23 protein-coding genes and 2 pseudogenes are annotated in these 22,240 nt (G+C 57.5%); 13 read left to right on the top strand and 12 right to left on the bottom strand.

The genetic code is table 11. The features are described from left to right. Nucleotides 1–128 precede the first annotated feature (128 nt). Nucleotides 129–824: a metallophosphoesterase gene (locus tag Q6A51_RS03740; protein ID WP_304574158.1), complete on the bottom strand. Its 696-nt coding sequence runs from the start codon at nucleotides 822–824 to the stop codon at nucleotides 129–131. 176 nt (nucleotides 825–1,000) lie between these two features. Here Q6A51_RS03740 and Q6A51_RS03735 point away from each other — a divergent pair, with 176 nt between their 5' ends. The 5 genes from Q6A51_RS03735 to Q6A51_RS03715 are packed head-to-tail and all read left to right on the top strand — an operon-like array spanning nucleotide 1,001 to nucleotide 5,674. After that, nucleotides 1,001–1,828: an NAD-dependent epimerase/dehydratase family protein gene (locus Q6A51_RS03735; RefSeq protein ID WP_201001009.1), complete on the top strand. Its 828-nt coding sequence runs from the start codon at nucleotides 1,001–1,003 to the stop codon at nucleotides 1,826–1,828. 24 nt (nucleotides 1,829–1,852) lie between these two features. Then, a complete protein-coding gene (locus Q6A51_RS03730) occupies nucleotides 1,853–2,737 on the top strand; it encodes a glucurono-1,5-lactonase (RefSeq protein ID WP_201019488.1) in 885 nt (294 codons plus the stop codon). Between the two features lie 59 nt (nucleotides 2,738–2,796). Continuing rightward, nucleotides 2,797–3,807 carry a TRAP transporter substrate-binding protein gene (locus tag Q6A51_RS03725; protein ID WP_201019487.1) on the top strand — a complete coding sequence of 337 codons (1,011 nt, stop codon included), beginning with the start codon at nucleotides 2,797–2,799 and terminating at the stop codon, nucleotides 3,805–3,807. A gap of 58 nt (nucleotides 3,808–3,865) precedes the next feature. After that, a complete protein-coding gene (locus tag Q6A51_RS03720; protein ID WP_201019486.1) occupies nucleotides 3,866–4,393 on the top strand; it encodes a TRAP transporter small permease in 528 nt (175 codons plus the stop codon). After that, nucleotides 4,394–5,674, top strand: a complete 1,281-nt coding sequence (locus tag Q6A51_RS03715) for a TRAP transporter large permease (protein WP_201001015.1) — start codon at nucleotides 4,394–4,396, stop codon at nucleotides 5,672–5,674. It begins immediately after the preceding gene. Nucleotides 5,675–5,741: 67 nt separating this feature from the next. On the opposite strand, the gene Q6A51_RS03710 is transcribed toward Q6A51_RS03715, so the two are convergent. Continuing rightward, nucleotides 5,742–6,305, bottom strand: a complete 564-nt coding sequence (locus tag Q6A51_RS03710) for a hypothetical protein (protein ID WP_304574157.1) — start codon at nucleotides 6,303–6,305, stop codon at nucleotides 5,742–5,744. Between the two features lie 409 nt (nucleotides 6,306–6,714). Here Q6A51_RS03710 and Q6A51_RS03705 point away from each other — a divergent pair, with 409 nt between their 5' ends. Together Q6A51_RS03705 and Q6A51_RS03700 are read left to right on the top strand one after the other, a co-directional pair. Next, a complete protein-coding gene (locus Q6A51_RS03705) occupies nucleotides 6,715–7,227 on the top strand; it encodes a sigma-70 family RNA polymerase sigma factor (protein WP_201019530.1) in 513 nt (170 codons plus the stop codon). Beyond that, on the top strand, nucleotides 7,227–7,886 hold the full coding sequence (locus Q6A51_RS03700; protein WP_201019485.1) for a ChrR family anti-sigma-E factor: 660 nt from the start codon (nucleotides 7,227–7,229) through the stop codon (nucleotides 7,884–7,886). The genes Q6A51_RS03705 and Q6A51_RS03700 overlap by 1 nt, the downstream gene beginning before the upstream one ends. A 62-nt stretch (nucleotides 7,887–7,948) precedes the next feature. Here the strand turns inward: Q6A51_RS03700 and Q6A51_RS03695 are convergent, their stop codons facing one another. From Q6A51_RS03695 to Q6A51_RS03685, 3 genes are all read right to left on the bottom strand, one after another. Then, nucleotides 7,949–9,205 carry a 3-phosphoshikimate 1-carboxyvinyltransferase gene (locus Q6A51_RS03695; protein WP_304574156.1) on the bottom strand — a complete coding sequence of 419 codons (1,257 nt, stop codon included), beginning with the start codon at nucleotides 9,203–9,205 and terminating at the stop codon, nucleotides 7,949–7,951. A gap of 90 nt (nucleotides 9,206–9,295) precedes the next feature. Then, nucleotides 9,296–9,772 carry a PAS domain-containing protein gene (locus tag Q6A51_RS03690; RefSeq protein ID WP_122320436.1) on the bottom strand — a complete coding sequence of 159 codons (477 nt, stop codon included), beginning with the start codon at nucleotides 9,770–9,772 and terminating at the stop codon, nucleotides 9,296–9,298. Nucleotides 9,773–9,776: 4 nt separating this feature from the next. Beyond that, complete coding sequence (locus Q6A51_RS03685; protein WP_201019483.1) at nucleotides 9,777–10,775, bottom strand: response regulator; 999 nt, start codon at nucleotides 10,773–10,775, stop codon at nucleotides 9,777–9,779. Nucleotides 10,776–11,227: 452 nt separating this feature from the next. Here Q6A51_RS03685 and parS point away from each other — a divergent pair, with 452 nt between their 5' ends. Beyond that, a complete protein-coding gene (parS, locus tag Q6A51_RS03680) occupies nucleotides 11,228–11,677 on the top strand; it encodes a type II RES/Xre toxin-antitoxin system antitoxin (protein ID WP_304574155.1) in 450 nt (149 codons plus the stop codon). Beyond that, nucleotides 11,674–12,135: an RES family NAD+ phosphorylase gene (locus tag Q6A51_RS03675; protein ID WP_201019481.1), complete on the top strand. Its 462-nt coding sequence runs from the start codon at nucleotides 11,674–11,676 to the stop codon at nucleotides 12,133–12,135. Before parS ends, Q6A51_RS03675 begins: the two co-directional genes overlap by 4 nt. A gap of 27 nt (nucleotides 12,136–12,162) precedes the next feature. Here the strand turns inward: Q6A51_RS03675 and mltA are convergent, their stop codons facing one another. From mltA to Q6A51_RS27400, 3 genes and pseudogenes are all read right to left on the bottom strand, one after another. After that, entirely contained in the window at nucleotides 12,163–13,338 is a 1,176-nt protein-coding gene (gene mltA, locus Q6A51_RS03670; protein ID WP_304574154.1) for a murein transglycosylase A, read from the bottom strand. A 116-nt stretch (nucleotides 13,339–13,454) separates the two neighbouring features. Next, nucleotides 13,455–13,889 (bottom strand): annotated as a pseudogene (locus tag Q6A51_RS27405) (methyl-accepting chemotaxis protein); the annotation flags it as partial. A 102-nt stretch (nucleotides 13,890–13,991) separates the two neighbouring features. Continuing rightward, nucleotides 13,992–14,714, bottom strand: a pseudogene (locus tag Q6A51_RS27400) (PAS domain-containing protein); the annotation flags it as partial. A gap of 304 nt (nucleotides 14,715–15,018) precedes the next feature. On the opposite strand from Q6A51_RS27400, the gene Q6A51_RS03660 reads away from it, so the two are divergent. Beyond that, nucleotides 15,019–15,978: a GDP-mannose 4,6-dehydratase gene (locus tag Q6A51_RS03660; protein ID WP_304574153.1), complete on the top strand. Its 960-nt coding sequence runs from the start codon at nucleotides 15,019–15,021 to the stop codon at nucleotides 15,976–15,978. Nucleotides 15,979–16,024: 46 nt separating this feature from the next. Here Q6A51_RS03660 and gmd read toward each other — a convergent pair whose 3' ends face one another. Together gmd and Q6A51_RS03650 are read right to left on the bottom strand one after the other, a co-directional pair. Continuing rightward, nucleotides 16,025–17,071 carry a GDP-mannose 4,6-dehydratase gene (gene gmd, locus Q6A51_RS03655; RefSeq protein WP_304574152.1) on the bottom strand — a complete coding sequence of 349 codons (1,047 nt, stop codon included), beginning with the start codon at nucleotides 17,069–17,071 and terminating at the stop codon, nucleotides 16,025–16,027. Between the two features lie 259 nt (nucleotides 17,072–17,330). After that, nucleotides 17,331–18,110, bottom strand: coding sequence for an exodeoxyribonuclease III (locus Q6A51_RS03650; RefSeq protein ID WP_025257912.1), 780 nt, complete (start codon nucleotides 18,108–18,110; stop codon nucleotides 17,331–17,333). A gap of 82 nt (nucleotides 18,111–18,192) precedes the next feature. Between Q6A51_RS03650 and pyrE the strand changes: the two genes are divergently transcribed. Further along, on the top strand, nucleotides 18,193–18,834 hold the full coding sequence (pyrE, locus tag Q6A51_RS03645) for an orotate phosphoribosyltransferase (RefSeq protein WP_117180673.1): 642 nt from the start codon (nucleotides 18,193–18,195) through the stop codon (nucleotides 18,832–18,834). A 44-nt stretch (nucleotides 18,835–18,878) separates the two neighbouring features. After that, a complete protein-coding gene (locus Q6A51_RS03640) occupies nucleotides 18,879–19,478 on the top strand; it encodes a DUF4124 domain-containing protein (protein ID WP_304574151.1) in 600 nt (199 codons plus the stop codon). Between the two features lie 76 nt (nucleotides 19,479–19,554). Here the strand turns inward: Q6A51_RS03640 and Q6A51_RS03635 are convergent, their stop codons facing one another. After that, on the bottom strand, nucleotides 19,555–19,809 hold the full coding sequence (locus Q6A51_RS03635; RefSeq protein ID WP_201019476.1) for a DUF6124 family protein: 255 nt from the start codon (nucleotides 19,807–19,809) through the stop codon (nucleotides 19,555–19,557). Nucleotides 19,810–20,273: 464 nt separating this feature from the next. Between Q6A51_RS03635 and Q6A51_RS03630 the strand changes: the two genes are divergently transcribed. Then, nucleotides 20,274–21,137 carry a hypothetical protein gene (locus Q6A51_RS03630; RefSeq protein WP_304574150.1) on the top strand — a complete coding sequence of 288 codons (864 nt, stop codon included), beginning with the start codon at nucleotides 20,274–20,276 and terminating at the stop codon, nucleotides 21,135–21,137. Nucleotides 21,138–21,321: 184 nt separating this feature from the next. On the opposite strand, the gene argB is transcribed toward Q6A51_RS03630, so the two are convergent. Beyond that, a complete protein-coding gene (argB, locus tag Q6A51_RS03625) occupies nucleotides 21,322–22,227 on the bottom strand; it encodes an acetylglutamate kinase (RefSeq protein ID WP_025257915.1) in 906 nt (301 codons plus the stop codon). Between the last annotated feature and the right edge of the window lie 13 nt (nucleotides 22,228–22,240).

Raw genomic sequence — 22,240 nt, 5'->3', positions numbered from 1 at the left:
CCTTTTTAGGCGATGGGTGGTTAATATTTTTATTGTTTAATCAATAAACACCGTCTTGTTGTTTCATGGGTGAAACATGAACTTCCTGTTTGCACTAAGTCTTCATGAGAAATATCGGGGGCGCTGCTTTATTTCCCGCTATGCATGTAGAACGTATCGAGATCCATGATGGTGAAGTGACCGATGCTATCGGTCTGCCATCCACCGGTGTCGATATGAAAGACATTGCCCATGATTTCGGCTTTCGGCACCAGGGTGTGCCCCACGATCAGTGCTCGCAGGTCAGGGATGCCGCTCTCGCCTCCCGAGCGCAGATGCGACCACTGACATGATCTGCGCAGTTGCAACAGCCCTGGAAGTTCTTCGCGCAGGACCGAACGCAGCAGATCCCAGGTGGGAAGCGGGCAACAGGCATGCACCATTCCTATCAGGCCGTTCAGGGTGTCGACTTCCAGCGCGAGGGGCATTTGGGCGAAACGCTCGGCGAAACGCAGCTGGTTTTCATCGGACAGTTCCAGAAACCAGCTCGCGCCATTGGCGACATACTTGTGATAGTCCAGCATCTCGCCTTCCACATGCTCGATGGCCAATGCTTCGTGGCTGCCCTGGACGGCAAAGAACCATGGCTTGTCCAGCCATTCGATAGACAAGTAACTTTGCGGGCCGCGATCAATCAGGTTGCCCACGCAGAACAGACGGTCGACGACCGTATCGAAACCGATCTCATCAAGAACCCCCTGCAGACGTGCGAAGTGTCCGTGGATATCGCCGACTGCAAAATCGCGTCCGACAACGTTGGTATCGAGATGCTGGAAAGTGTTCATTACAGGCCTGTGCATGAGTGATGCAGCGGAGTCACTGGTTCTGACATGAATTGACTGATTTGCGTCCTCCATCGGTCCGGCTATTGGTTGCCGATGCGTTGACAAAGCGTCCTCTGGTGTAAATACTCGTTCACGTTGTACGACAACATATAACAATAACAAACAAGGAATTTCTCATGACCATAGCTCGTCACACTCAAAATCCCTTCAATCGCCTCCTGCTTACAGGTGCGGCAGGAGGCCTGGGCAAGGTGCTGCGCAAGACCCTGCGCCCTTATGCGAAAACGCTCCGACTCTCGGATATCGCAGAGCTGGCACCTGCCATTGATAGTAGTGAAGAAATCCAGAGATGTGATCTCTCCGACAAACAGGCCGTACACCAACTGGTGGAAGGCGTCGATGCGATCCTGCATTTCGGTGGCGTTTCAGTCGAACGTCCTTTCGAGGAAATCCTCGGCGCCAATATCGCCGGCGTGTTTCATATCTACGAAGCCGCCCGTCGCCATGGCGTAAAACGGGTGATCTTCGCCAGCTCCAACCATGTCATCGGTTTTTACAAACAAGACCAGGTCATCGATGCCCATGCCCCTCGTCGCCCGGACGGTTACTACGGCCTGTCCAAGTCCTATGGCGAAGACATGGCCAGTTTCTACTTCGATCGCTACGGCATTGAAACTGTGAGTATCCGCATCGGCTCTTCGTTCGATGAACCGCAAAACCGTCGGATGATGAGCACCTGGCTCAGCTATGACGACCTGACCCAACTCCTGGAGCGCGCCCTGTATACGCCGAATGTCGGGCATACCGTGGTGTACGGGATGTCGGACAACAAGACCGTGTGGTGGGACAACCGGCTGGCCAGCCATCTGGAATATTCCCCCAAGGACAGCTCCGAAGTCTTTCGTGCCAAGGTCGAGGCGCAGCCGATGCCGGCGGCCGACGATCCGGCCATGGTCTATCAGGGCGGCGCCTTTGTTGCGGCAGGGCCTTTCGGCGACGAGTAACTATCTATAGAGATCTGAACCGCCATGGATGCTGAACTGATCTTCGATGCCCGCAACGCTACGGGTGAAAGCCCGGTCTGGAGTGTTCGCGAGCAAGCGCTTTACTGGGTCGACATTCCAGCCGGACGCCTGTACCGCTGGAATGCTGCCGATAACCTCACCCAAAGCTGGAAAGCCCCGCAAATGCTGGCCTGCATTGCAGCCCACAGCAAGGGCGGCTGGATCGCCGGGATGGAAAGTGGCCTGTTTCACTTGCAGCCCGGTGAAGGCGAGAACCTGACCAGTACCCTGTTGGCAGGCGTTGAGCATGGCCAGCCGGGCATGCGCTTCAACGATGGTCGCTGCGACCGTCAGGGCCGTTTCTGGGCGGGCACCATGCTGCTCGATATGGCCGCTGGCGTGTCTGCCGGGGCTTTGTATCGCTACAGCGCGGGGCAACAGCAACTGAATTCGCAATTGCAGGGCTATATCGTTCCCAATGGTCTAGGGTTCAGCCCTGACGGTAAAACGATGTACCTGTCCGACTCTCACCCCAACGTGCAGAAAATCTGGACGTTCGATTACGACACGGACAGCGGCACGCCCTACGACCGCCGTCTGTTTGTGGACATGAACGACTATCCGGGCCGCCCCGATGGTGCGGCAGTCGATAGCGATGGCTGTTACTGGATCTGCGCCAACGATGCCGGTCTGATCCACCGGTTCACGCCGCAGGGCAAGCTCGACCGCTCCGTGACCGTGCCGGTGAAAAAACCAACCATGTGCGCCTTCGGCGGTTCAGGGCTGGATACCCTGTTCATCACTTCCATTCGTCCTGGCGGCGACCTCAGCGACCAACCTCTGGCTGGCGGCGTCTTTGCCTTCAGGCCCGGCGTTACGGGACTTGAGGAGCCGATATTCCAAGGCTGATCTGCTGACACTGAAAATCCCCGTAGCACCGACCAAAAACAACAAAATCGGAGAACTCCATGGATTTCAAACGCAAGCTCCTCCTCACCGTATTACCGTTGGCTTTCTGTTTCTCGAACGCCGCCCTGGCGGAGATAAAGATCAAATTCGCCGAAGTACATCCTTCCGGTTACCCGCCCGTGGTGGCCGAACAGAACATGGGCAAGAAACTTCAGGAACAAAGCAACGGCGATATCAGCTTCAAGATGTTCGCCGGCGGCGTGCTGGGTTCGGAGAAAGAAGTGATCGAGCAGGTTCAGGCCAATGCCATACAAATGGCCAGGGTCAGCCTGGGCATCGTTGGCCCGGTGGTACCGGACGTCAACGTGTTCAACCTGCCGTTTGTCTTCCGCGACCATGAACACATGCGCGCCATCATCGACGGTGAAATCGGTCAGGAAATCCTCGACAAGATCACCAACTCGAACTTCAACCTGGTGGCCCTGGCCTGGATGGATGGCGGTACTCGCAACCTGTACACCAAGAAGCCGGTGCGTCAGATCTCCGACCTCAAGGGCATGAAGATCCGGGTGCAAGGCAATCCGGTATTCATCGACACCATCAATGGCATGGGCGGCAACGGTATTGCCATGGCCACGGGCGAAATCTTCAGTGCCTTGCAGACCGGCGTAATCGACGGCGCTGAGAACAATCCGCCAACCTTGCTGGAGCACAACCATTATCAGAACGCCAAGTTCTACACCCTGACCGAGCACCTGATCCTGCCCGAGCCTGTGGTGATCTCCAAGGCGACCTGGGAAAAGCTCAACCCCGATCAGCAGGCGCTGGTGAAAAAACTGGCCCGTGAAGCCCAGATGGAAGAGCGTGTGCTGTGGGACAAGAAGTCGTCCGAAGCCGAGGCAAAACTCAAGGCGAGCGGTGTGGAGTTCATCACTCTCACGCCTGAGCAGAAGAAGGCTTTCTACGATGCCACGCAACCTGTACGCGACAAATATGGTGCGCCGTACAAAGACCTGATCAGCCGTATCGAAGCCGTCAAGTCAGACGCACCCAAGGTCGGCGCCAACTAAGCCCATTCGATAATGCCGCGCAGCGGGCGAAAGCCCGCTTGCTGCTGTGGTGAGCCCAATGAAAAATACGCTACTGCGCATTAACGACGTGCTTTACCGGATCTGCATCGCAATTGCCGGTCTGTCGGTGCTGACGATGAGCCTGATCATCCCCTGGGGCATTTTCGCCCGTTACGTACTGGGCAGTGGTTCCAGTTGGCCGGAGCCCACCGCGATCCTGCTGATGGTGGTGTTCACCTTCTTCGGCGCAGCCGCCAGTTACCGTGCCGGTGCGCACATGGCGGTAGCGATGGCGACTGAACGCATGTCGCCGCAACTGCGCAAGGCCGCTGCGGTCCTGGTGCAAATCCTCATGGCGGTGGTGTGTGTGTTCATGACCACCAAGGGGTTCAAGCTCTGCGCGACGACCTGGAATCAATTTCTCGGTGATATGCCTTTCCTGCGCGTGGGGATTTCCTACCTGCCGATTCCCATTGGCGGAATTCTGACCCTGATCTTCGTGCTGGAAAAACTGTTTCTGGGCGATCAAAGCCACCGCCGTGCCGTGCGCTTCGATCTGTTGGAAGAAAGCGAAGAGGCTGCATGAATGGACGCTTTTATATTGCTGGGAAGCTTCATCGCGCTGATTCTCCTGGGCATGCCGGTCGCTTATGCACTGGGCCTTTCGGCGCTTATTGGAGCCTGGTGGATCGAGATTCCTTTCGATGCACTGATGATTCAGGTGGCAGGCGGCGTGAACAAGTTTTCGCTGCTGGCGATTCCGTTCTTCGTGCTGGCTGGTGCAATCATGGCCGAAGGCGGAATGTCCCGACGACTGGTCGCGTTTGCCGGTGTACTGGTCGGTTTCGTGCGGGGTGGTCTGTCGCTGGTGAACATCGTCGCCTCGACTTTCTTTGGCGCCATCTCGGGCTCCTCAGTGGCTGACACCGCCTCGGTCGGTTCGGTGCTGATTCCGGAAATGGAGCGCAAAGGCTACCCGCGGGACTTCTCCACCGCCGTGACGGTCAGTGGTTCGGTGCAAGCCTTGCTGACACCGCCCAGCCATAACTCGGTGCTGTATTCGCTGGCGGCTGGCGGCACGGTGTCCATTGCTTCGCTGTTCATGGCCGGGATCATGCCTGGCTTGCTGCTCAGCGCGGTATTGATGGTGCTGTGCATGATCTTTGCGCGCAAACGCAATTACCCCAAGGGCGAAGTCATTCCACTGCGCCAGGCACTTAAAATTGCTGCCGATGCGCTCTGGGGCCTGATGGCCATGGTCATCATCCTGGGCGGGATCCTCACCGGGATATTCACTGCGACCGAGTCGGCGGCTGTTGCCGTGGTCTGGTCGTTCTTCGTCACCATGTTCATCTACCGCGACTACAAGTGGCGCGACCTGCCCAAGCTGATGCACCGGGCGGTGCGGACCATTTCCATCGTCATGATCCTGATCGGTTTTGCCGCCAGCTTCGGTTACATCCTGACGCTGATGGAAATCCCCATGAAGATCACCACGGCCTTCCTGACCTTGTCGGATAACCGTTACGTGATCCTGATGTGCATCAACGTCATGCTGCTGTTGCTGGGTACGGTGATGGACATGGCACCGTTGATCCTGATTCTGACTCCGATCCTGCTGCCCGTGATTACCGGCATCGGCGTCGATCCGGTTCACTTCGGCATGATCATGCTGGTCAATCTGGGAATCGGCCTGATTACACCGCCGGTGGGCGCGGTGCTGTTCGTCGGGGCGGCGGTGGGCAAAGTCTCCATCGAAGCCACCGTCAAGGCACTGCTGCCGTTCTATCTGGCGTTGTTCATGGTGCTGATGATGGTGACCTACATTCCTGCCATTTCGCTGTGGTTGCCCAGCGTGGTGCTTTAAGGCGGGGAAGTGATGCAGGGAAGGTTGTGCGGGATCGGCCACACAACCTTCTTGTGCATGGGTTCACTTATAAAGGTGAAATGACCAGTTTTGAAATACCGCTCACCTTGGTAACGCCCGAAGGCTGGTTGCAGTCGTTGTTCAAGATGGACTTAAGGTTCACAAGCGTGAAAAGGGTTTGAGCTTTGGCCCCCTTGTAACGCCCGTCGGTGATCGTGCCATCTCCGATGATCGTAGTATTCAAGTTGCCGGAGTTTTCTATCTGTGCGGTGAATGCGTAGGTGCTGGTGGTTCCATCGCTCCAGTTGATGACCCATGTGATAGTGGGTGTTTTCAGAAAAAACGACTGGCAGGAAAAGGTCGCCTGAAAGCTCTGCGCAGATGCTGCGCTGACGCCTAATGGAAGTACACAGACGGTCCAGTTGCTGTTCGTCGAAACATTGATGGTTTGTGACGTGTTGGTCAGGCCAGGCGACCACTCTGCCGTGTGGGTGCCTGTGCATTCGGCCAGATTGATAGCTTCTGCACGGCCAGGCGTGATCAGCAGCCCTGTACCGACGATAAACATCAGCAGCAGGCTTAGCCGTAACAGAAGGTTTTTCATTGAGTGGTGTGGAAGGTTGGTGTCCATGAGAACCCCCTCAAGGGGATGAGTTGAAGTAACGTCCTTGCCTTCTAGGGTAATGAATAGGGCGTTCTCGGCCACTGTCAGAAATCATAGTGGCTTAGACGGCTTTGAAATAAACTTCCCGCCTTTGAGCCGATTCGGTCTCCCGATGCTTTTCTACACCGCAGGTTCCACCAGCCTGTGGCAGACAGCTATCATGGCCGCCAGGTAAAAAATATTTTTCGCAGCAGTTCATCTTGTGATCCGTTCTGGCCCAGGTTGCGTAACACACAGGCAGCCCGACCAATACCAGACAACGGCGACCAGAAGGTGGATCATGAGCAGCATTGCCAGCATCAGGACCTTCCGTCACGTGTCACCCTCGCCCAGCGACTTGCCCATAACCCGACTTTGGATCGATGAAGTCACCGCCGTGGCCCGTAGTCAGGACCGCGACAGCTTCATGCGCATCTACGATCACTTCGCCCCTCGCCTGTTGCGCTATCTGACGGGCTTGAAGGTGCCTGACGGGCAGGCCGAAGAGTTGGTGCAGGAAGTACTGCTCAAGCTGTGGCACAAGGCCGAGTCCTTTGATCCGGCCAAGGCCAGCCTCGGAACCTGGCTGTTCAGGATTGCGCGCAACCTCTATATCGACAGCGTGCGCAAGGACAGCGGCTGGGTCGTGGTGCAGAACTCGCTGGAGCAACTCGAACTTCTGGAGGCACCCGCCGACAGATCGCTCGATTACAGCCAGCGTCAGGAACAACAACTGAACATGGCCATCCAGAACCTGCCTGCCGATCAGGCCAGGGTTCTACGGATGTCCTACTTTGAAGCGCTCAGCCATCGAGAGATCGCCCAACGCCTCGGCATGCCTCTGGGGACAGTGAAGTCGTGTCTGCGTCTGGCCTTTCAGAAGTTGCGCTCCAGAGTCGAGGAGTCATGATGAGCCCAGTCCATCACCCCGATGAGGCCACCCTGGTCAGTTACGCCTCGGGTGCGCTTTCACAGGCTATTTCTCTGGTCACCGCTGCTCACCTTGAGCTGTGCGCCGAATGCCGGACACGGTTGCGCCATGCAGAACGCATCGGTGGTTTGCTGATTCAGCAGCACAGTGGCGTCGCGGAGCCACTGAAGGGGCGTGCAGCCATGCTTGCTCGTCTGGATGAACTGCCCGCTGTCCTGCCACAGCGCGAGTCTGTTGTATCGCCAGAGCGGAGCGCGGATTTACTGCCTGTTTCTCTGCACGCTCATTTTGGCCGGTATTTGAGCGAGCAACCCTGGAAAACCCTGCTCCCCGGCGTGCAGCGGGTTCGTGCCCAGGGGCTTGAGCAAGGCAAGCTCATGCTGCTGAGAATCGCCCCCGGCGTCAGCATGCCGTTGCATGGCCACGAGAGTAATGAAATGACCCTTGTGCTCCAGGGCTCGTATCACGATGAACTGGGCGAATACCGATCCGGAGACCTCGCCGATCTGGACAGCGACACCCAGCATCAGCCCACGGCCAATAAAGATGAATATTGCATCTGCGTACTGGCTGCGGACTCGCCGCTCCGTTTCCAGGGTCTGATTGCCCGGATGTTGCAGCCAATCTTCGGGATCTGAAGCGAAGTATCGTTTTCGCGAATGAATTCCCCACGGTGTAGCGAATTCATTCGCGAAGGGCTTTAGCGTTCGATCTGCACGCCCAGCGACTCAAGCGCTGCCCAGTAACCGGGATAGGTCTTGCCTACACAGTCTGGATCGAGAATACGGATACCCGCGATTTTCAGGCCCGCCAGAGCGAAGCACATGGCGATGCGATGGTCGGAGTGGGTGTCGATCAGCGCATCGACGGTCTGGCCGCTCAATGCCGGGTTGGCATGCACCAGCAGGTCATCACCCTCTTCTACCGCCAGCCCCGGTGCGATGGCGCACAGCCCGTGGGACAGCGCGGAAATACGGTCGCATTCCTTGACCCGCAGGTTCGCCAGGCCCACGAAGCGCACAGGATGGTTGTTGAACGCTGCCAGCACCGCCAGCGTCGGGATTGCGTCCTGCATCTGCGAACCGTCGATCACGGCCGGCATGTTCGGGAAGCTGTCGATGATCTGGCTGGCCAGTGCATCGGGCTGGGTGAACTCTTCAGTGGCGACACCCAGGTCGATCTTGCCTTCGGTCAGCACTTGGGCCGCCCACAGGTAAGTGGCCGCCGAAGCGTCAGGCTCGATATGGAAATCCGTGGCTTGATAACCGGTGGCCGAGACTTTCCAGGCCGCATCGCCAATTGCCTCGACTTCCGCGCCGAAGGCTTTCATCGCCGCCAGGGTCAGGTCCACATAGCCGCGTGCGCCGATTTCGCTGCCGGTCAGGGCCACTTCAATCGGGCCTTGTCCGCAGGCGCCAGCCATCAGCAAGGCCGAGACGTACTGGCTGGAAAGGTTGCCGTCGATTTCGATACGCCCGGCGGACAGGCCGCCCAGGCCCTTGATCGTGACTGGCGGGCAACCGGTCGGTGCGCTGACCTGCACGCCCATGCGCTGCAAGGCATCGACCAGCGGACCAATCGGGCGCTTGCGCATGTACTCATCGCCATCGACGATGAATTCACCTTCGAAGTTGGCCAGTGCAGCCGTCAGAAAACGGGTCGCGGTGCCGGCATTGCCCAGGAACAGCGCTTGTTGCGGGGCCTGCCAGTGGCCGGAGCTGGTGACCACGAAGGTGCTGTCATCCGGCTCGTCGACCTGCACGCCCATCAGGCGCAGGGCTTCGGACATGACGCGCGTATCGTCACTCTTCAAGGCGCCGGTCAGGCGACTCGTCCCTTTTGCCAGGCCAGCCAGCAGCAACGCACGGTTGGTGATCGATTTGGAGCCCGGCGGGCTGACGCGCCCGACCAGAGGGTGCTCGACAGGCAAAACAGTGAGTGTGGATTGAGGTCGCATGATGTCCCTGAACGTCACCAGAAAAATCGCGATCCTAGCACGAGCAGGAGGCGGGCCGCAGCCTGATGGCGGCCCTTGTCCTTGTGATGCTTACCCGTTTGCAGGCTTGCTGTCGGAGAGTTGCTTGAGCGCCGCCTGCAACTGATGCCGGTTGGTGGCCACATCCGTCACGTCGTAGATCACCAGACAGATCTGGTTGATTTCGTTGTTGGTCGCACGCAGCGGAAACATCGTCGTGTTCTGGTACATGAACTCTTCCTGCCCGGTAATGGGCTGATAGTTCTTGAAACGCACCAGATAAGGCCGCTGCTCCCAGATCGTGAAGGCGGGCGTGCCGAGGGTCACGACATTCTCGACCTTCTTGCTGAACCACTGTTGGTTGACCTCGGGGAACAGCTCGAAGAAGGTCTTGCTGGTCGCTTCGTACGGTGTCACGCCGGAGCGGTTCTCCATGAAGGTATTCCAGACCATCACCCGGAAATCCCGATCCAGAACCACGATGCCGACATCGATGTTCTGTGTAACGGCCAATAGCCAATGCAGCTCGTTGATATCGATATGGCTCATGGGGTCAGCTCATCATGTAGGCAAGTTTGCGCGTAAGCAGTTCGACCGAGTCTTCGGTGAACAGCATCAACAGATCGAAATGGATGTTATGGCCTTCGACGCTGTAACTGATTTCCACCGCGAGGGTTTTCTTCCAGCGCTTGCTGTTGACGCGAATCAGGTCATCGATCCCGCCCTGAGCTCCGAGAATCTGTGGATGGCCCTGAGAAAAGGCGATGTCGATCTGCTCGGCAATCCCGCTCAGACAGGCGCCGATCAGGACGGTGGACAGGTCCAGCAGCATCTCCATGTCCGAATAATCGGGCGAGCTGCGCTGCATGAGCTGAGACATGTCGGAGAGTTCGGAGTCATGGAAAATCAGCAGCGCTTCGCCGGAAATACCGCCGCCGATATAGCCTTGGCACACCGCCGTCAGGCGTTGATCGCGGTGGGCGTCGGCCAGCGCCATATGCAGCTCACCGACTTCGAGCATGTTGACGTTGGGGACCGGCAACTGCACGAACACACCCAGCACCTTGGCAAGCAAAGCTGCCGCTCGGCCCATGGCGACGTTGATGGTTTCCCGGAAGGCATCCTGGAAACTGATGACGCCATCCTTGAGTGGAGGAACGACGGTCGGCACCTTTGTCGGTTCGCCCATCAGGCCCAGTCGTACAAGGGTCTGCTTGAGTTCGTCGGGGTCGGCGGGCTTTTTCAGGAAGGCCAGCGCGCCCAGCTCCATGACGCGCCGAACGGCTTCATCCTGAACGTCGCCGGAGACGACAATGACCTTGGCTTCAAGGTTTTCTGCACGGATGGCAGCCAACGCCTGATAGCCATCCATCACAGGCATCGTCAGGTCCAGCAATACAACCTGACCCAATCCATTGCGAACGGCACCCAGCCCTTCAAGTCCATTGGTTGCCATCGTGACCGATACACCCCAGTCCTCAGGCAAGGCTCGCAACAGTTGCTTGCGAGCCATGTTGGAGTCATCGCAAATCAGCAGCGGAATCATGGACATTCATTGTTTCTCACTACAAAAGTTTCAGGCTGACGGCAGCAGAGTATCAACACGTCCGATTGCCTTCACGAAAACGAGCCGGATCGGAGCCAATAAAAAAACCTTTTGATACCTCGACACACATCCTTGAACCCAATAGTTCCCTTTCCGGTTTTCATGCAATAACTGTGCTCGTGAAAGCCTGATGAATCAATGATGCTTTATTGCACCAAGCCTTGCCGCACATGGGATTACGCTACAGCACAGGTTCAATATAGCAGGGCAACGAAACTGATATATACCTCAATGACATAATGATTTATTGACGCTTTTTCCTGGATATTGCGCCAATAAAAAGAGCATGAACTTCCTGTTGATTCGGGTGTTTTTCAACCGTCTGTCCGTGGTGTGAATGACAGATCAATGATCAAGTGATATAGCTAGTCACTATCAGTAGATGGAAGGATTCTGTCATGCCACTCGCTATTCGCGACTATTACCCTGCCCCGGTTCAGGACGAGGATTTCTGGCAAAAGCTGGGCGTTCCTGCTCGTGGCGCTCAGTTGTATACCTCCCTGCGTGCCGGGTTGCCCTACGAAGTATTCGAGCGGTTGGCCAACTACACCGACCTGAATCGCTCGACTCTGGCCGAACACCTGGGGATCGCCCCTGCAACCTTGCAACGGCGCCTTAAAGTGCGTCAGTTCAATGCAGAGGAAAGCGACCGACTGTTTCGGCTGGCGGCCATTTACAAGGCTGCGCTGGATTTGTTTGAAGACGACATTGAAGCCACCCGCCGCTGGCTGACCAAGCCGGTCTATGGACTGGGCCAGCGTCGGCCCCTGGAAATGCTCACGACTTCGGCCGAAGCCCAGGCCGTACTGGACCTGATCGGCCGCCTTGAGCACGGGGTTGTGGCGTGATCCATGTCTACCGTCTGGTAAAACGCAAATGGCTGGCCCAGGCTTTCGATGGCGAAGGCGCAAAGCTCTACGGTGGACGCTGGAACAGCAAGGGCCGGGCTTGCGTGTACTGCGCTGGCAGTGAGTCACTGGCATTGCTGGAAGTGCTGGTCCATCTGGATAACTCCAGCATGGTTCAGCACTACGTCATGCTTGAACTACAGATTCCCAAGGATCGCATCCTCAAGGCGCGCCCCGACATTCTTCCCCCGGACTGGCGCGAGGAGCCTGCTCCGCCTTCGACCGCATCCTTCGGCGATGCGTGGCTGGACTCCGGCCAAAGCCTGGCACTGGCAGTGCCCAGCGTGATCGTGCCGCGTGAATCCAACTATCTGCTCAATGTGCAGCATTCGTCCTTCAAGACCCTTGTGGCCAAGGCGAAGGAGCTGGATTTCACGGTGGATAACCGCCTCGGATAGCCCGAGGCGGTTGAGCTGCGCAGAGCCTTACTTCTGCGCTGGCTCAGGATCCTGAGGCAGGGCTTTGTCCTTGGGCCACAAGAGCCAGATGTTGCCTTTCTGCTTCATGTCCCCGGCCAGATGCCCGGCTTCGTCTCCCGTGCCCCAGAACAGGTCGGCGCGTACTTCCCCGGCAATTGCACCACCGGTGTCCTGAGCCGCGACTGGCCGAACCAGACTGCTGCCGTCAGGACGTGTGGTCGACAGCCAGAGCAGGCTGCCCAGCGGGATCACCTTGCGGTCGATGGCCACGCTGTAACCTGCAGTCAGCGGCACGTTCAGTGAACCTCGCGGCCCTTCGTTGCTGTCCGGATTGCGAGTGAAGAACACGTAACTGGGGTTACTGGCCAGCAGTTCCGGGATGCGCTGCGGATTGGCCTTGGCCCAGGCTGCGATGGTGCCCATGGTCACGTCTTCTTTTTTCAACTCGCCCTGCTCCACCAGCCAGCGGCCAATGGCGCGATAAGGACGACCGTTCTGATCGGCGTATGCCAGGCGTGCTTGCGTACCGTCTGGCAGGCTCACCCGTCCGGAACCCTGAATCTGCAGGAATTGCAGATCCATCGGGTTGGTCAGCCAGGCGATCACGGGCGCATTCAGCCCTTGCTCGTTGATGGTTGCTGCGTCGTCATAAGGCTTGAGCACTCGCCCTTCAAGCCGACCGCGCAGGCGCTTGCCCTTGAGTTCTGGATAAATGCTGTCCAGATTGACCACGATCAGATCGTCGGGGACTCCATAGACCGGGACCGAAGCCTGTGCGGTCTGGGTCAGGCTGCCGGGGTATATGGGTTCGTAGTAGCCGGTAATCAAACCGTCGGCGCTGCCGCCATCATTGCGCAGGCTGTAGACCTGCAGATTGGCTTGCAGGAAACCGCGGATATCTGTCGCGCTGGCATTTGCGGCCAGACTGGCTGCCGCACTACAGGTGCCGCCCCAGACCGGATCGGCCTTGAGACGAGTACATGCGCTGCGCCATGAGCCGAAGCCTGCCTGCAAGTCACTGTCAGTAACAGCCGGCAGGGCTTCCCATGTGGCCTTGTTGTACGAGGTATGAGGTGGTGTGGTCTTGGCGGGCTTCTCGGAAACATCACAGGCCGTGAGTAGAAGGGTCAGTGGTGCAGCAAGCGCCAGACCTTTACGCCATTGTCTGGAAAACAGAGTCATCGGTGGACTTTCCTTCGACAGGCTGCCCGATGCGTCGGCATGCGGGCAGCGTCATGAACTAAAGGGCGCCATTGTGGCTCAAGTCCGTTTCTGTATCGAGTTACTCTGTTACTACCTTATTTCAGTTGATTGGCAAACTGCCCAACTGCTCCGACTACCTGCTTGGCGCCCTCCTGGATTTCGACAATCACCGAGCCTGCCTCGTTGGCCAGCGCCAGGCCCTGCTCTGCCTGCCCTCTGCTGTTGGCCATACCGCGCACGGCTTCATCAGCCAGTGTCTGGTTCTGCTGCACGACGCTGACAATCTCTTCGGTGGCCGCGCTGGTTCGGCCTGCCAGTTGGCGGACCTCATCGGCCACGACCGCAAACCCGCGGCCCTGCTCTCCAGCCCTTGCGGCTTCGATGGCGGCGTTGAGTGCCAGCAGGTTGGTTTGTTGAGCGATACCGCCGATGGTCTGCACGATGGAGCTGATCAGCAGTGATTGCTTGCCCAGCGCCTCAATGCCCGAGGAGGCAGATTGCAGTTCATCGGAGATCCGGTGCATGGTCTGAACGGTGTTCTGGACCACTGTTGCCCCTCGCTGGGCGCTGACGTCGGTTTGTTGAGAGATTTCAAAGGCGATACTGGCTGCCTTGCTGACCTCTTCTTCACGCAGGACCTGATCCGTCACCACCGTAGCGAATTTCACGACCTTGTAGAGCTTGCCCTGGGCATCGTGGACCGGGTTATAGGTCGCCTCCAGCCAAACCACCCGGCCAGCGCTGTCGATACGCTTGAAGCGACCGGCCACGAATTCGCCGCGGTTCAGCGTGGCCCAGAAGTCCTTGTACTGGCTTGATGTACTTTCTTGCGTGTCGCAAAACATGCTGTGGTGTTTGCCCTTGATCTGTCCAAGGTTGTAACCCATGCCTCGCATGAACTGATCATTGGCGACCAGCACGTGACCACCCAGATCGAACTCGATCACGGCGGTGGAACGCAGCAATGCCTGGATGAAGGCCGAGTTCTCGGCTGCGGTTTCGACAGTCTGGGTGATGTCCGAGCCATAGCACTTGATCTCCAGGAGTTTGCCGCTGTCATCCAGAATCGGCTGCCACATGGCGCGAATCCACGCCAGGCTGCCGTCAGCCCTGATAAAGCGGTAATTGTCGAAGGCCGACTCGCCCTTTTGCACCGCCGCCACAAGGTTGCGGTAGCAGTCGAGCTGTTTGACGTAAGGCGGAATGAGCTGGTCCATGTTGCGCCCCACCAATTGCTCGCCGGAATAACCCAGCATCTTGAGAAAGTTGGTGTTGGCGTGAGTAATGCGATAGTTGGCATCCACCGTGATGGACACCATTCGGGCGTCCATGCCCCTTTGCATCTGTCGGTACATCGATAACTCGGCTTGTTGCGCCTGTAATTCCTTTTTCAAGCTGGTATTGAACATGGGCGACACCAGAGTAGTGGATTTCAGTGCTATCGAATCCAAGCGTAGAAGGCTTAATGCCCTTCGTCTAATGAGCGGACGGCGGTATGGGAAAAATGCATGTGCTGAACTTAGATAGCCAAAAAACCTCTGATACTGACCCGCGAAGCCCATTGCAGGACAAAGCTGGATACTCGGGCTAGCCTGCTTGCAGCAAAGTCTGCCTTTCACACTCCATTACTTGCCAGAAGTCACTGAGGAAGCCCCCAAGATGCAGCGCATCCTGATTACCGGCGCCAACGGTTTCGTTGGGAAGATTTTATGCGAGACCCTGCAAGACGCCGGGCATCATGTCATTGCCCTGGTGGGAAACACCTCGCCCGCACCCTCCCATGCCGACCAGCTCCTGCAATGCGATATCCGCAATGTCGAGGCTCTGGAACAGGCCATTGCCGAAGCCGATCCTACCCATGTGGTGCATCTGGCGGCCATTACGCATGTGCCGACCAGCTTCAAGGAGCCTTTGCTGACCTGGGAAACCAACGTCATGGGCAGCGTCAACCTGTTGCAGGCCTTACAGAACAAGGCGCCCAAGGCATTTGTATTGTTCGTCAGCTCTTCGGAGGTCTACGGCGGCAGCTTCAAGCAGGCGATTCCCCTGAATGAAAGCAGCCCGTGTCAGCCACTCAACCCTTACGCCGCCAGCAAGCTGGCCGCCGAAGCGGCAGTCAACGAATACTTCCGGCAAGGCCAGCCGGGCATTATCGTGCGCCCTTTCAATCATATCGGCGCACAGCAATCGCCCGACTTTGCCACGGCATCCTTTGCCCGGCAGATCGCACTTGTCGAGGCTGGCGAACAGCCGCCGTTATTGAAGGTGGGAAATCTGCAGGCCGAGCGCGACTTTCTTGATGTGCGCGATGTCTGCAATGCCTACGTCGCGTTACTGCAATTGGCCGACAGGGACGGCGACTATCCGCGCTGTTTCAATATTTGCAGCGGCCAGCCGCGCAAGATTCAGACGATGCTCGACATGCTCCTGGCAATGAGCCCGAAAGATATCGAAGTTGGTGAAGACCCGCAGCGGATGCGTCCTTCGGATATTCCCAGCGCCGTCGGCGATAACTCCGCCATTCTCAATGCCATCGGTTGGCAACCCGGTATCGATCTGAAGGAAACCCTCGCAGCACTTCTGGATTACTGGCGTGCCGAGGTAAAAGAGGCTCGTTGATTGCCTGGCCCCCGAATGCCTGTGCAGTCGGGGGCGCGGGATCACATCAGAACGATGTGCCGTTCTTGTTGCGCTTCAGATCTGTTTCCACCATCAACTGGCAGAGTTGTTCCAGGTTGGTACTGGCTTGCCAGCCCAGCACACGCTTGGCTTTTTCAGGATTGCCGATCAACAGCTCGACCTCGGCCGGGCGATAGAACTTCGGATTGACCCGGATCACGGTCTTGCCGGTGCGGGTGTCGATGCCGTGCTCATTGTCGGCACTGCCTTTCCAGTCCAGATGGATATCGACGGCCTTGAAGGCCATCGACACGAAGTCACGAACGGTTTCAGTGCGATTGGTGGCCAGTACGAAGGTGTCCGGCTCGTCAGCCTGCAACATGCGCCACATGCCTTCTACATATTCCTTGGCGAAGCCCCAGTCGCGTTTGGCGTCCATGTTCCCCAGTTCCAGCACGTCCTGCATGCCCAGGGAAATCCGCGCCACGGCATCGGTAATCTTGCGGGTCACGAATTCTTTACCGCGCAGCGGCGACTCGTGGTTGAACAGAATGCCGCTCGAACCAAAGATGCCGTAGGACTCGCGATAGTTGATCGTCATCCAGTGCGCATAAAGCTTCGCCACGCCATAAGGGCTGCGAGGGTAGAACGAGGTGTCTTCGGTTTGTGGGACCTGCTGCACCTTGCCGAACATCTCCGAGGTCGAGGCCTGATAGAAGCGGATCTTCGGGTTGACGATGCGGATGGCTTCCAGCAGGTTGACGGCGCCCAGCCCGGTAATTTCGGCTGTAGTCAGCGGCTGGTCGAAGGAAACACCCACAAAACTCTGGGCCGCAAGGTTGTAGATTTGTGTGGGTTCGGCTTTTTGCAGGAGGCGAATGCTTGCGCTCAGATCCGTAAGGTCATGCTCGACGAGGTGCAGGTTGGGATGGTTAGTGACTCCAAGCTCTTCAAGACGCCAGAAGGTGACTGAGCTGGTACGGCGATAAGTGCCGTAAACCTTGTAGCCCTTTTCCAACAGCAATTGAGTCAGATAAGCGCCATCCTGGCCCGTGATGCCTGTGATGATGACGGATTCTTTCGGTGCATTCATGTCTGGATTCCGGTCTGGGATGGCTGGTCCTGATGAATTACATAGCCATGTGTTCATGCTTTCGGCGAGACCTGCCATTCCTGCACAACAGGTTTTAGCCAAACTGAAGTCACTACTATAGATCGGAATTGAAACTGCACGCGGGCGTTCTGGGCGCAGAGCGTTATAACGCGCAAGAAAAATGCCCGTACCTTGCGATACGGGCATTTTCTCTATCGACCGGCAAAGGCCTGATTCTCATGGGGCCGGATGGTCCGGGTCAGATCGTCAGGGTCCAGTCGTAGTCCACGATCAGCGGCGCATGCTGCGAGAAGCGTGGCTGACGCGGCAAGCGGGCGCTGCGCACGAAACGACGCAGACCCGGTGTCAGGATCTGATAGTCGAAGCGCCAGCCCAGATTCAGCATCTCGGCCTGCTCACTGTCGGGCCACCAGCTGTACTGATCGCCTTCACGGTTGACTTCACGCAGAGCGTCGACATAACCCATGGTGCCGACAATCTCGTCCATCCAGGCGCGTTCCGGTGCCAGGAAACCAGGAGATTGCTGGCTGTCACGCCAGTTCTTGATGTCGAGCTTCTGCTGCGCCACATAGAACGAGCCGCAGTAGATGTACTCGCGACGCTTGCGGCGTTGCTTGTCCATGTACTTGGCGAAGTCGTCCATGAGCTTGAATTTCTGATTCAAGTCTTCGTCCCCGTTCATTCCCGACGGGAAAAGCAGGGTTGCAATACTGACTTTATCGAAATCTGCTTGCAGGTAACGCCCGTAGCGGTCGGCTGTTTCAAAGCCCAGGCCGCTGATTACCGCCTTCGGTTGCAACCGCGAATACAGCGCCACACCACCCTGGGCTGGAACTTCGGCTTCGCAGGCATAGAGGAAGTAGCCATCCAGTTGGAAGGCTGGATCATCCAGTTCAAAGGTGGAGGCGCGGGTGTCCTGTAGACAGATGACGTCGGCATTCTGAGCTTGCAGCCAACTGAGCAAACCACGCTCGACTGCAGCCTGAATGCCATTCACGTTCACACTGATGATCCGCATAAATGGCCCCAAAAATCACGTGCGTGTATGATACCCGAGCTCTACCTATTTAGCTAAATCCGTGGTATTCGGGGCTTTTTTCATGCAAGCGTATCAACGCGATTTCATTCGTTTTGCCATCGATCGCGGCGTTTTGCGCTTCGGTGAGTTCACTCTCAAGTCCGGGCGCACCAGTCCGTATTTCTTCAATGCCGGTCTGTTCAACAGCGGTTCGGCCCTGTCTCAGCTGGGGCGTTTCTATGCCGCAGCGGTGGTCGACAGTGGCATTTCCTTCGACGTCCTGTTCGGGCCGGCCTACAAGGGTATTCCTCTGGCGGCCGCGACAGCCGTGGCTTTGGCTGAACATCACGGCATGGATCTGCCCTGGTGTTTCAACCGCAAAGAGGCCAAGGCACACGGCGAAGGCGGCAGCCTGGTTGGCGCACCGTTGACCGGTAACGTGCTGATCATCGACGACGTGATCACCGCCGGCACCGCGATTCGCGAGGTCATGCAGATCATCAAGGGCCAGGACGCAACTGCGGCCGGTGTTCTGATCGCACTCAATCGTCAGGAACGCGGCAATGGCGAGCTTTCGGCCATCCAGGAAGTCGAGCGTGACTTCGGGATTCCGGTCGTGAGCATCGTATCCCTCAATCAGGTTCTACAATTCCTTGCAGACGATCCGCAGCTCAAGCAGCACTTGCCTGCGGTTGAAGCCTACAGGGCGCAATACGGAATCTGACAAGGGGAGTGTATGGCTGTCGCTGGCTGTGATCGGGATTCGACATGCGTTTGCTGAATGCGCTGGGGCTTTTGCTGTCATTGGGCGTACTGGCGCCCGTGGCGGCTCTGGCTGCGGATACGGCTGACGTTCTGTTCTATCGCTACATCGACAGCCGCGGCGTGACCGTACTGGATCGTCAGGGCGTGCCGCCGGAGTATGTCGCCAAAGGCTACGAAGTGCTCAACGCCCGGGGGCGAGTGGTGCAGGTCGTACCGCCCGCACCCACCGCCGAACAGATCCGGCAGGCCGAAGCCGACAAGGTTCAGGCCAGCGCCGATGCGCAATTGCTGAGCCTCTACAGCAGCGTCGAAGAGGTGGACCGCGTCAAGGCCCGCAAACTGGCCGAGCTGGATGCGTTGATTGGCGTGGCCCAAGGCAATATCCAGGGCCTTACCGCCCAGCAACGCAACATGCAAAGCCAGGCCGCCGACCTGGAACGCGCCGGCCGCCCGATTCCCCAGGCCCTCATCGACCAGTTGAACGATGTGCAGGAGCAGCAACAGCGTATTCAGGCCGACATCACCCGCTACCAGACATCCCGCGTCCAGGCCGAGGCAAGCTTTGCCGAGGATCGGGCTCGGGTGGAGAAGTTGCTCAGATAAGGTGGTGTCTGGCGTTTTCGCGAATGAATTGCTCCTACAGGGTTCGAGTAGGGGCGAATTCATTCGCGAAGATGTTTCAACTTCGTCTGTTGGAGACGGGGGTATCAAGCATCTGGTCAATCACCCCCTGAGCCTGACTGATCAAGTGCATTGAAGCCATAATCAGGTCTCGCTGCTGGCCATTCAACGCATCGCCACCTTCATAGGCCGTCGCACCCGCGCAGCGCAAAAGGTCTGAGACATGGGCCAGTTGGGTTTCATGGCAGTCGATGGTGTTGTCCGGGGAGGACAGCCCAAAAACAGGCGGGTCGGGAACAAGTTTTTTAACCATGGTGTAACTCCTGATAATTAAAAGAAGCCAACACCCTCGCTGCTAAACGAGTGGGTGGTAGCCATGCGCGGGTTAGCAGACCGGTTATCAGGAACCCGGCGCACCCGAAGATGCCCCACGCACGGCCACCATAACGCAGGGCCGCAAAAGCACCTTGGGTAATGGGAGCGCTGTACGCCTGATAAGAACGGGCTGCTAAACCCGATCGCTGAGTTTCAGCGACCGACGCAGACTAGTTACCGAAATAGACAGGCGCAAGCGGTCGAGATTGTCTCGGAAGTTTCACTCAAGAGAAAGAGAGGCATCTTGCGATCAGGTGCCTGGACGTGAGTTCGGGGGCGGATAAGCGTCACTCCAGGTATACGCCTCTATTGGGCGACCTGGGGCGGAGGCTAGTATCAACTGGCCGTTCGTACGGATGGTCATGCACAATCGTCCTTACTCTCATCCGGTCCGGAGCACACATGGCAGTGGAATATAAGATCGGCGGCCTGAACATTATCGCCATCAACGAGATTACGCCCCCTGCGCTAAGCAAATTGTCTGAAGCCATGCGTCTGGCACGTGCAGCCGTTCACGAAGCTGTCGAGAGAGCGGTAATCGCCCTTCATGTGGTCAGAGAGGCGCAACACTCAGGCTTTGACGACGAAGAGTCGGTGCAGATGCTACATCCGGACTTCTATCGGCATTTGGTAGTTCACTTTCGCCTGAGTTCGGTCCCTCAGGTTTTTGAGGCTCTGGAAGCTCTGAACCTGAAGTTGCAGCAATTGTTGGCTGGTATGCGTTCGCCTGGCCTGCGTTTGGCGGAGTTTGGCTATCACTGGCTAAAGCCCTCCGGGCCTGGGGTGGTTGCTTACGTAACAAAACCGCTGTCTCACATTCTGTTCGGCGGACCGTCGACTAACGGTTGCCTAAACACAAATCCAGCGGGGTATCACAACTCCAACGACGTCAATCTCCGGTTCAACAAAGTAATGAGTACGCGGATGGAAGATCTGGTCGACACGCTCATCCACGAATGCACTCACAAGTACCTGGGGACCGATGACTTGTGTAAAGGTTTACCTTTCAAATCGGTGATCGAGTATGAAGAACAATTTCGGGCCGCAGGCATCGTTGCACCGCTGGGGCCGCTCCAGTCCCTGTCTTCGGTGCACGCGATCAACGATGCTTATGTGATGACAAACTACATCCTGCATATGCCAGACGTGGATCTGCGGGTAGCCGCGGCGGACATGGCCAATCTGATCCGTAGCGTCAATCAGAGCATTGGTGGGCAGGAGAGTAACTTGCGAGTCTTCAAGTCGATCGGGAATGAGGATTTGTAGAGGAGTGTTGATCAGGTAAGCGAATTCATTCGCTCTGTCTGCGTTAAGCGTTGCCAAGTCAGAGCGGTGTCGTCTGTGGGAGGCGGCTTGCCGGCGACGGGACCACGAAGCACCGAATTCATGACACCTGTAAAAAAGCCCCGCCAACAAAAGCTGGCAGGGCTTTGGGCGCTTCTTATCGCAATCAGTGACGCTTGCGATTGGTAATCAACGTGCCGACGCCGCTGTCGGTGAAGATTTCCAGCAGGACGGCGTTGGGTACGCGGCCGTCGATGATGTGCGAGCTGTGAACGCCGCCCTGGACTGCTTCCAGTGCGCAGCGGATCTTGGGCAGCATGCCGCCGTAGATGGTGCCGTCGGCGATCAGGCTGTCTACCTGCTCGGTGGTCAGGCCGGTGAGGACTTCACCTTGCTTGTCCATCAGGCCGGCGATGTTGGTCAGCAGCATCAGTTTTTCGGCCTTGAGGGCTTCTGCAACCTTGCCGGCAACCAGGTCGGCGTTGATGTTGTAGGACTCGCCGTCCGGGCCGACACCGATAGGTGCGATGACCGGGATGAAGTCGCCTTTGACCAGCATGTTCAGCAGTTCGGTGTTGACGCCCACGACTTCGCCTACATGGCCGATGTCGATGATTTCAGGCTTGGTCATTTCCGGTGTCTGGCGGCTGACGGTGAGCTTGCGCGCACGAATCAGTTCAGCGTCCTTGCCGGTCAGGCCAATCGCGCTGCCGCCATGACGGTTGATCAGGTTGACGATGTCCTTGTTGACCTGGCCGCCCAGGACCATTTCCACCACGTCCATGGTCTGGGCATCGGTGACGCGCATGCCATCGATGAAGTGACTCTCGATGGACAGGCGCTTGAGCAGATCACCGATCTGAGGGCCGCCGCCGTGAACGACCACCGGGTTGATGCCTACCGCTTTCATCAGCACGATGTCGCGCGCGAAGCCGGTTTTCAGCTCCTCGCTCTCCATGGCGTTGCCGCCGTACTTGATTACCAGCGTCTTGCCGACGAAGCGGCGAATGTAAGGCAGCGCTTCGGATAGAACCTTGGCTACATTAGAGGCGGCATCACGGTCGAGGGTCATTCAGGGCTCCAGT

It is taken from the genome of Pseudomonas serbiensis (assembly GCF_030580745.1).
Classification (GTDB): Bacteria; Pseudomonadota; Gammaproteobacteria; order Pseudomonadales; family Pseudomonadaceae; genus Aquipseudomonas; species Aquipseudomonas serbiensis.
This window is presented reverse-complemented; position numbering and strand designations above follow the sequence as displayed.

Coding starts and splice junctions, on each gene's coding strand:
- parS (WP_304574155.1), top strand. CDS start 11,228: ATGCCACTCGCTATTCGCGACTATTACCCTGCCCCGGTTCAGGACGAG.
- Q6A51_RS03740 (WP_304574158.1), bottom strand. CDS start 824: ATGAACACTTTCCAGCATCTCGATACCAACGTTGTCGGACGCGATTTT.
- Q6A51_RS03635 (WP_201019476.1), bottom strand. CDS start 19,809: ATGGTTAAAAAACTTGTTCCCGACCCGCCTGTTTTTGGGCTGTCCTCC.
- Q6A51_RS03700 (WP_201019485.1), top strand. CDS start 7,227: ATGAGCCCAGTCCATCACCCCGATGAGGCCACCCTGGTCAGTTACGCC.
- Q6A51_RS03730 (WP_201019488.1), top strand. CDS start 1,853: ATGGATGCTGAACTGATCTTCGATGCCCGCAACGCTACGGGTGAAAGC.
- Q6A51_RS03735 (WP_201001009.1), top strand. CDS start 1,001: ATGACCATAGCTCGTCACACTCAAAATCCCTTCAATCGCCTCCTGCTT.
- pyrE (WP_117180673.1), top strand. CDS start 18,193: ATGCAAGCGTATCAACGCGATTTCATTCGTTTTGCCATCGATCGCGGC.
- argB (WP_025257915.1), bottom strand. CDS start 22,227: ATGACCCTCGACCGTGATGCCGCCTCTAATGTAGCCAAGGTTCTATCC.
- Q6A51_RS03650 (WP_025257912.1), bottom strand. CDS start 18,110: ATGCGGATCATCAGTGTGAACGTGAATGGCATTCAGGCTGCAGTCGAG.
- Q6A51_RS03710 (WP_304574157.1), bottom strand. CDS start 6,305: ATGGACACCAACCTTCCACACCACTCAATGAAAAACCTTCTGTTACGG.
- mltA (WP_304574154.1), bottom strand. CDS start 13,338: ATGACTCTGTTTTCCAGACAATGGCGTAAAGGTCTGGCGCTTGCTGCA.
- gmd (WP_304574152.1), bottom strand. CDS start 17,071: ATGAATGCACCGAAAGAATCCGTCATCATCACAGGCATCACGGGCCAG.
- Q6A51_RS03630 (WP_304574150.1), top strand. CDS start 20,274: ATGGCAGTGGAATATAAGATCGGCGGCCTGAACATTATCGCCATCAAC.
- Q6A51_RS03725 (WP_201019487.1), top strand. CDS start 2,797: ATGGATTTCAAACGCAAGCTCCTCCTCACCGTATTACCGTTGGCTTTC.
- Q6A51_RS03720 (WP_201019486.1), top strand. CDS start 3,866: ATGAAAAATACGCTACTGCGCATTAACGACGTGCTTTACCGGATCTGC.
- Q6A51_RS03660 (WP_304574153.1), top strand. CDS start 15,019: ATGCAGCGCATCCTGATTACCGGCGCCAACGGTTTCGTTGGGAAGATT.
- Q6A51_RS03690 (WP_122320436.1), bottom strand. CDS start 9,772: ATGAGCCATATCGATATCAACGAGCTGCATTGGCTATTGGCCGTTACA.
- Q6A51_RS03695 (WP_304574156.1), bottom strand. CDS start 9,205: ATGCGACCTCAATCCACACTCACTGTTTTGCCTGTCGAGCACCCTCTG.
- Q6A51_RS03640 (WP_304574151.1), top strand. CDS start 18,879: ATGCGTTTGCTGAATGCGCTGGGGCTTTTGCTGTCATTGGGCGTACTG.
- Q6A51_RS03685 (WP_201019483.1), bottom strand. CDS start 10,775: ATGTCCATGATTCCGCTGCTGATTTGCGATGACTCCAACATGGCTCGC.
- Q6A51_RS03715 (WP_201001015.1), top strand. CDS start 4,394: ATGGACGCTTTTATATTGCTGGGAAGCTTCATCGCGCTGATTCTCCTG.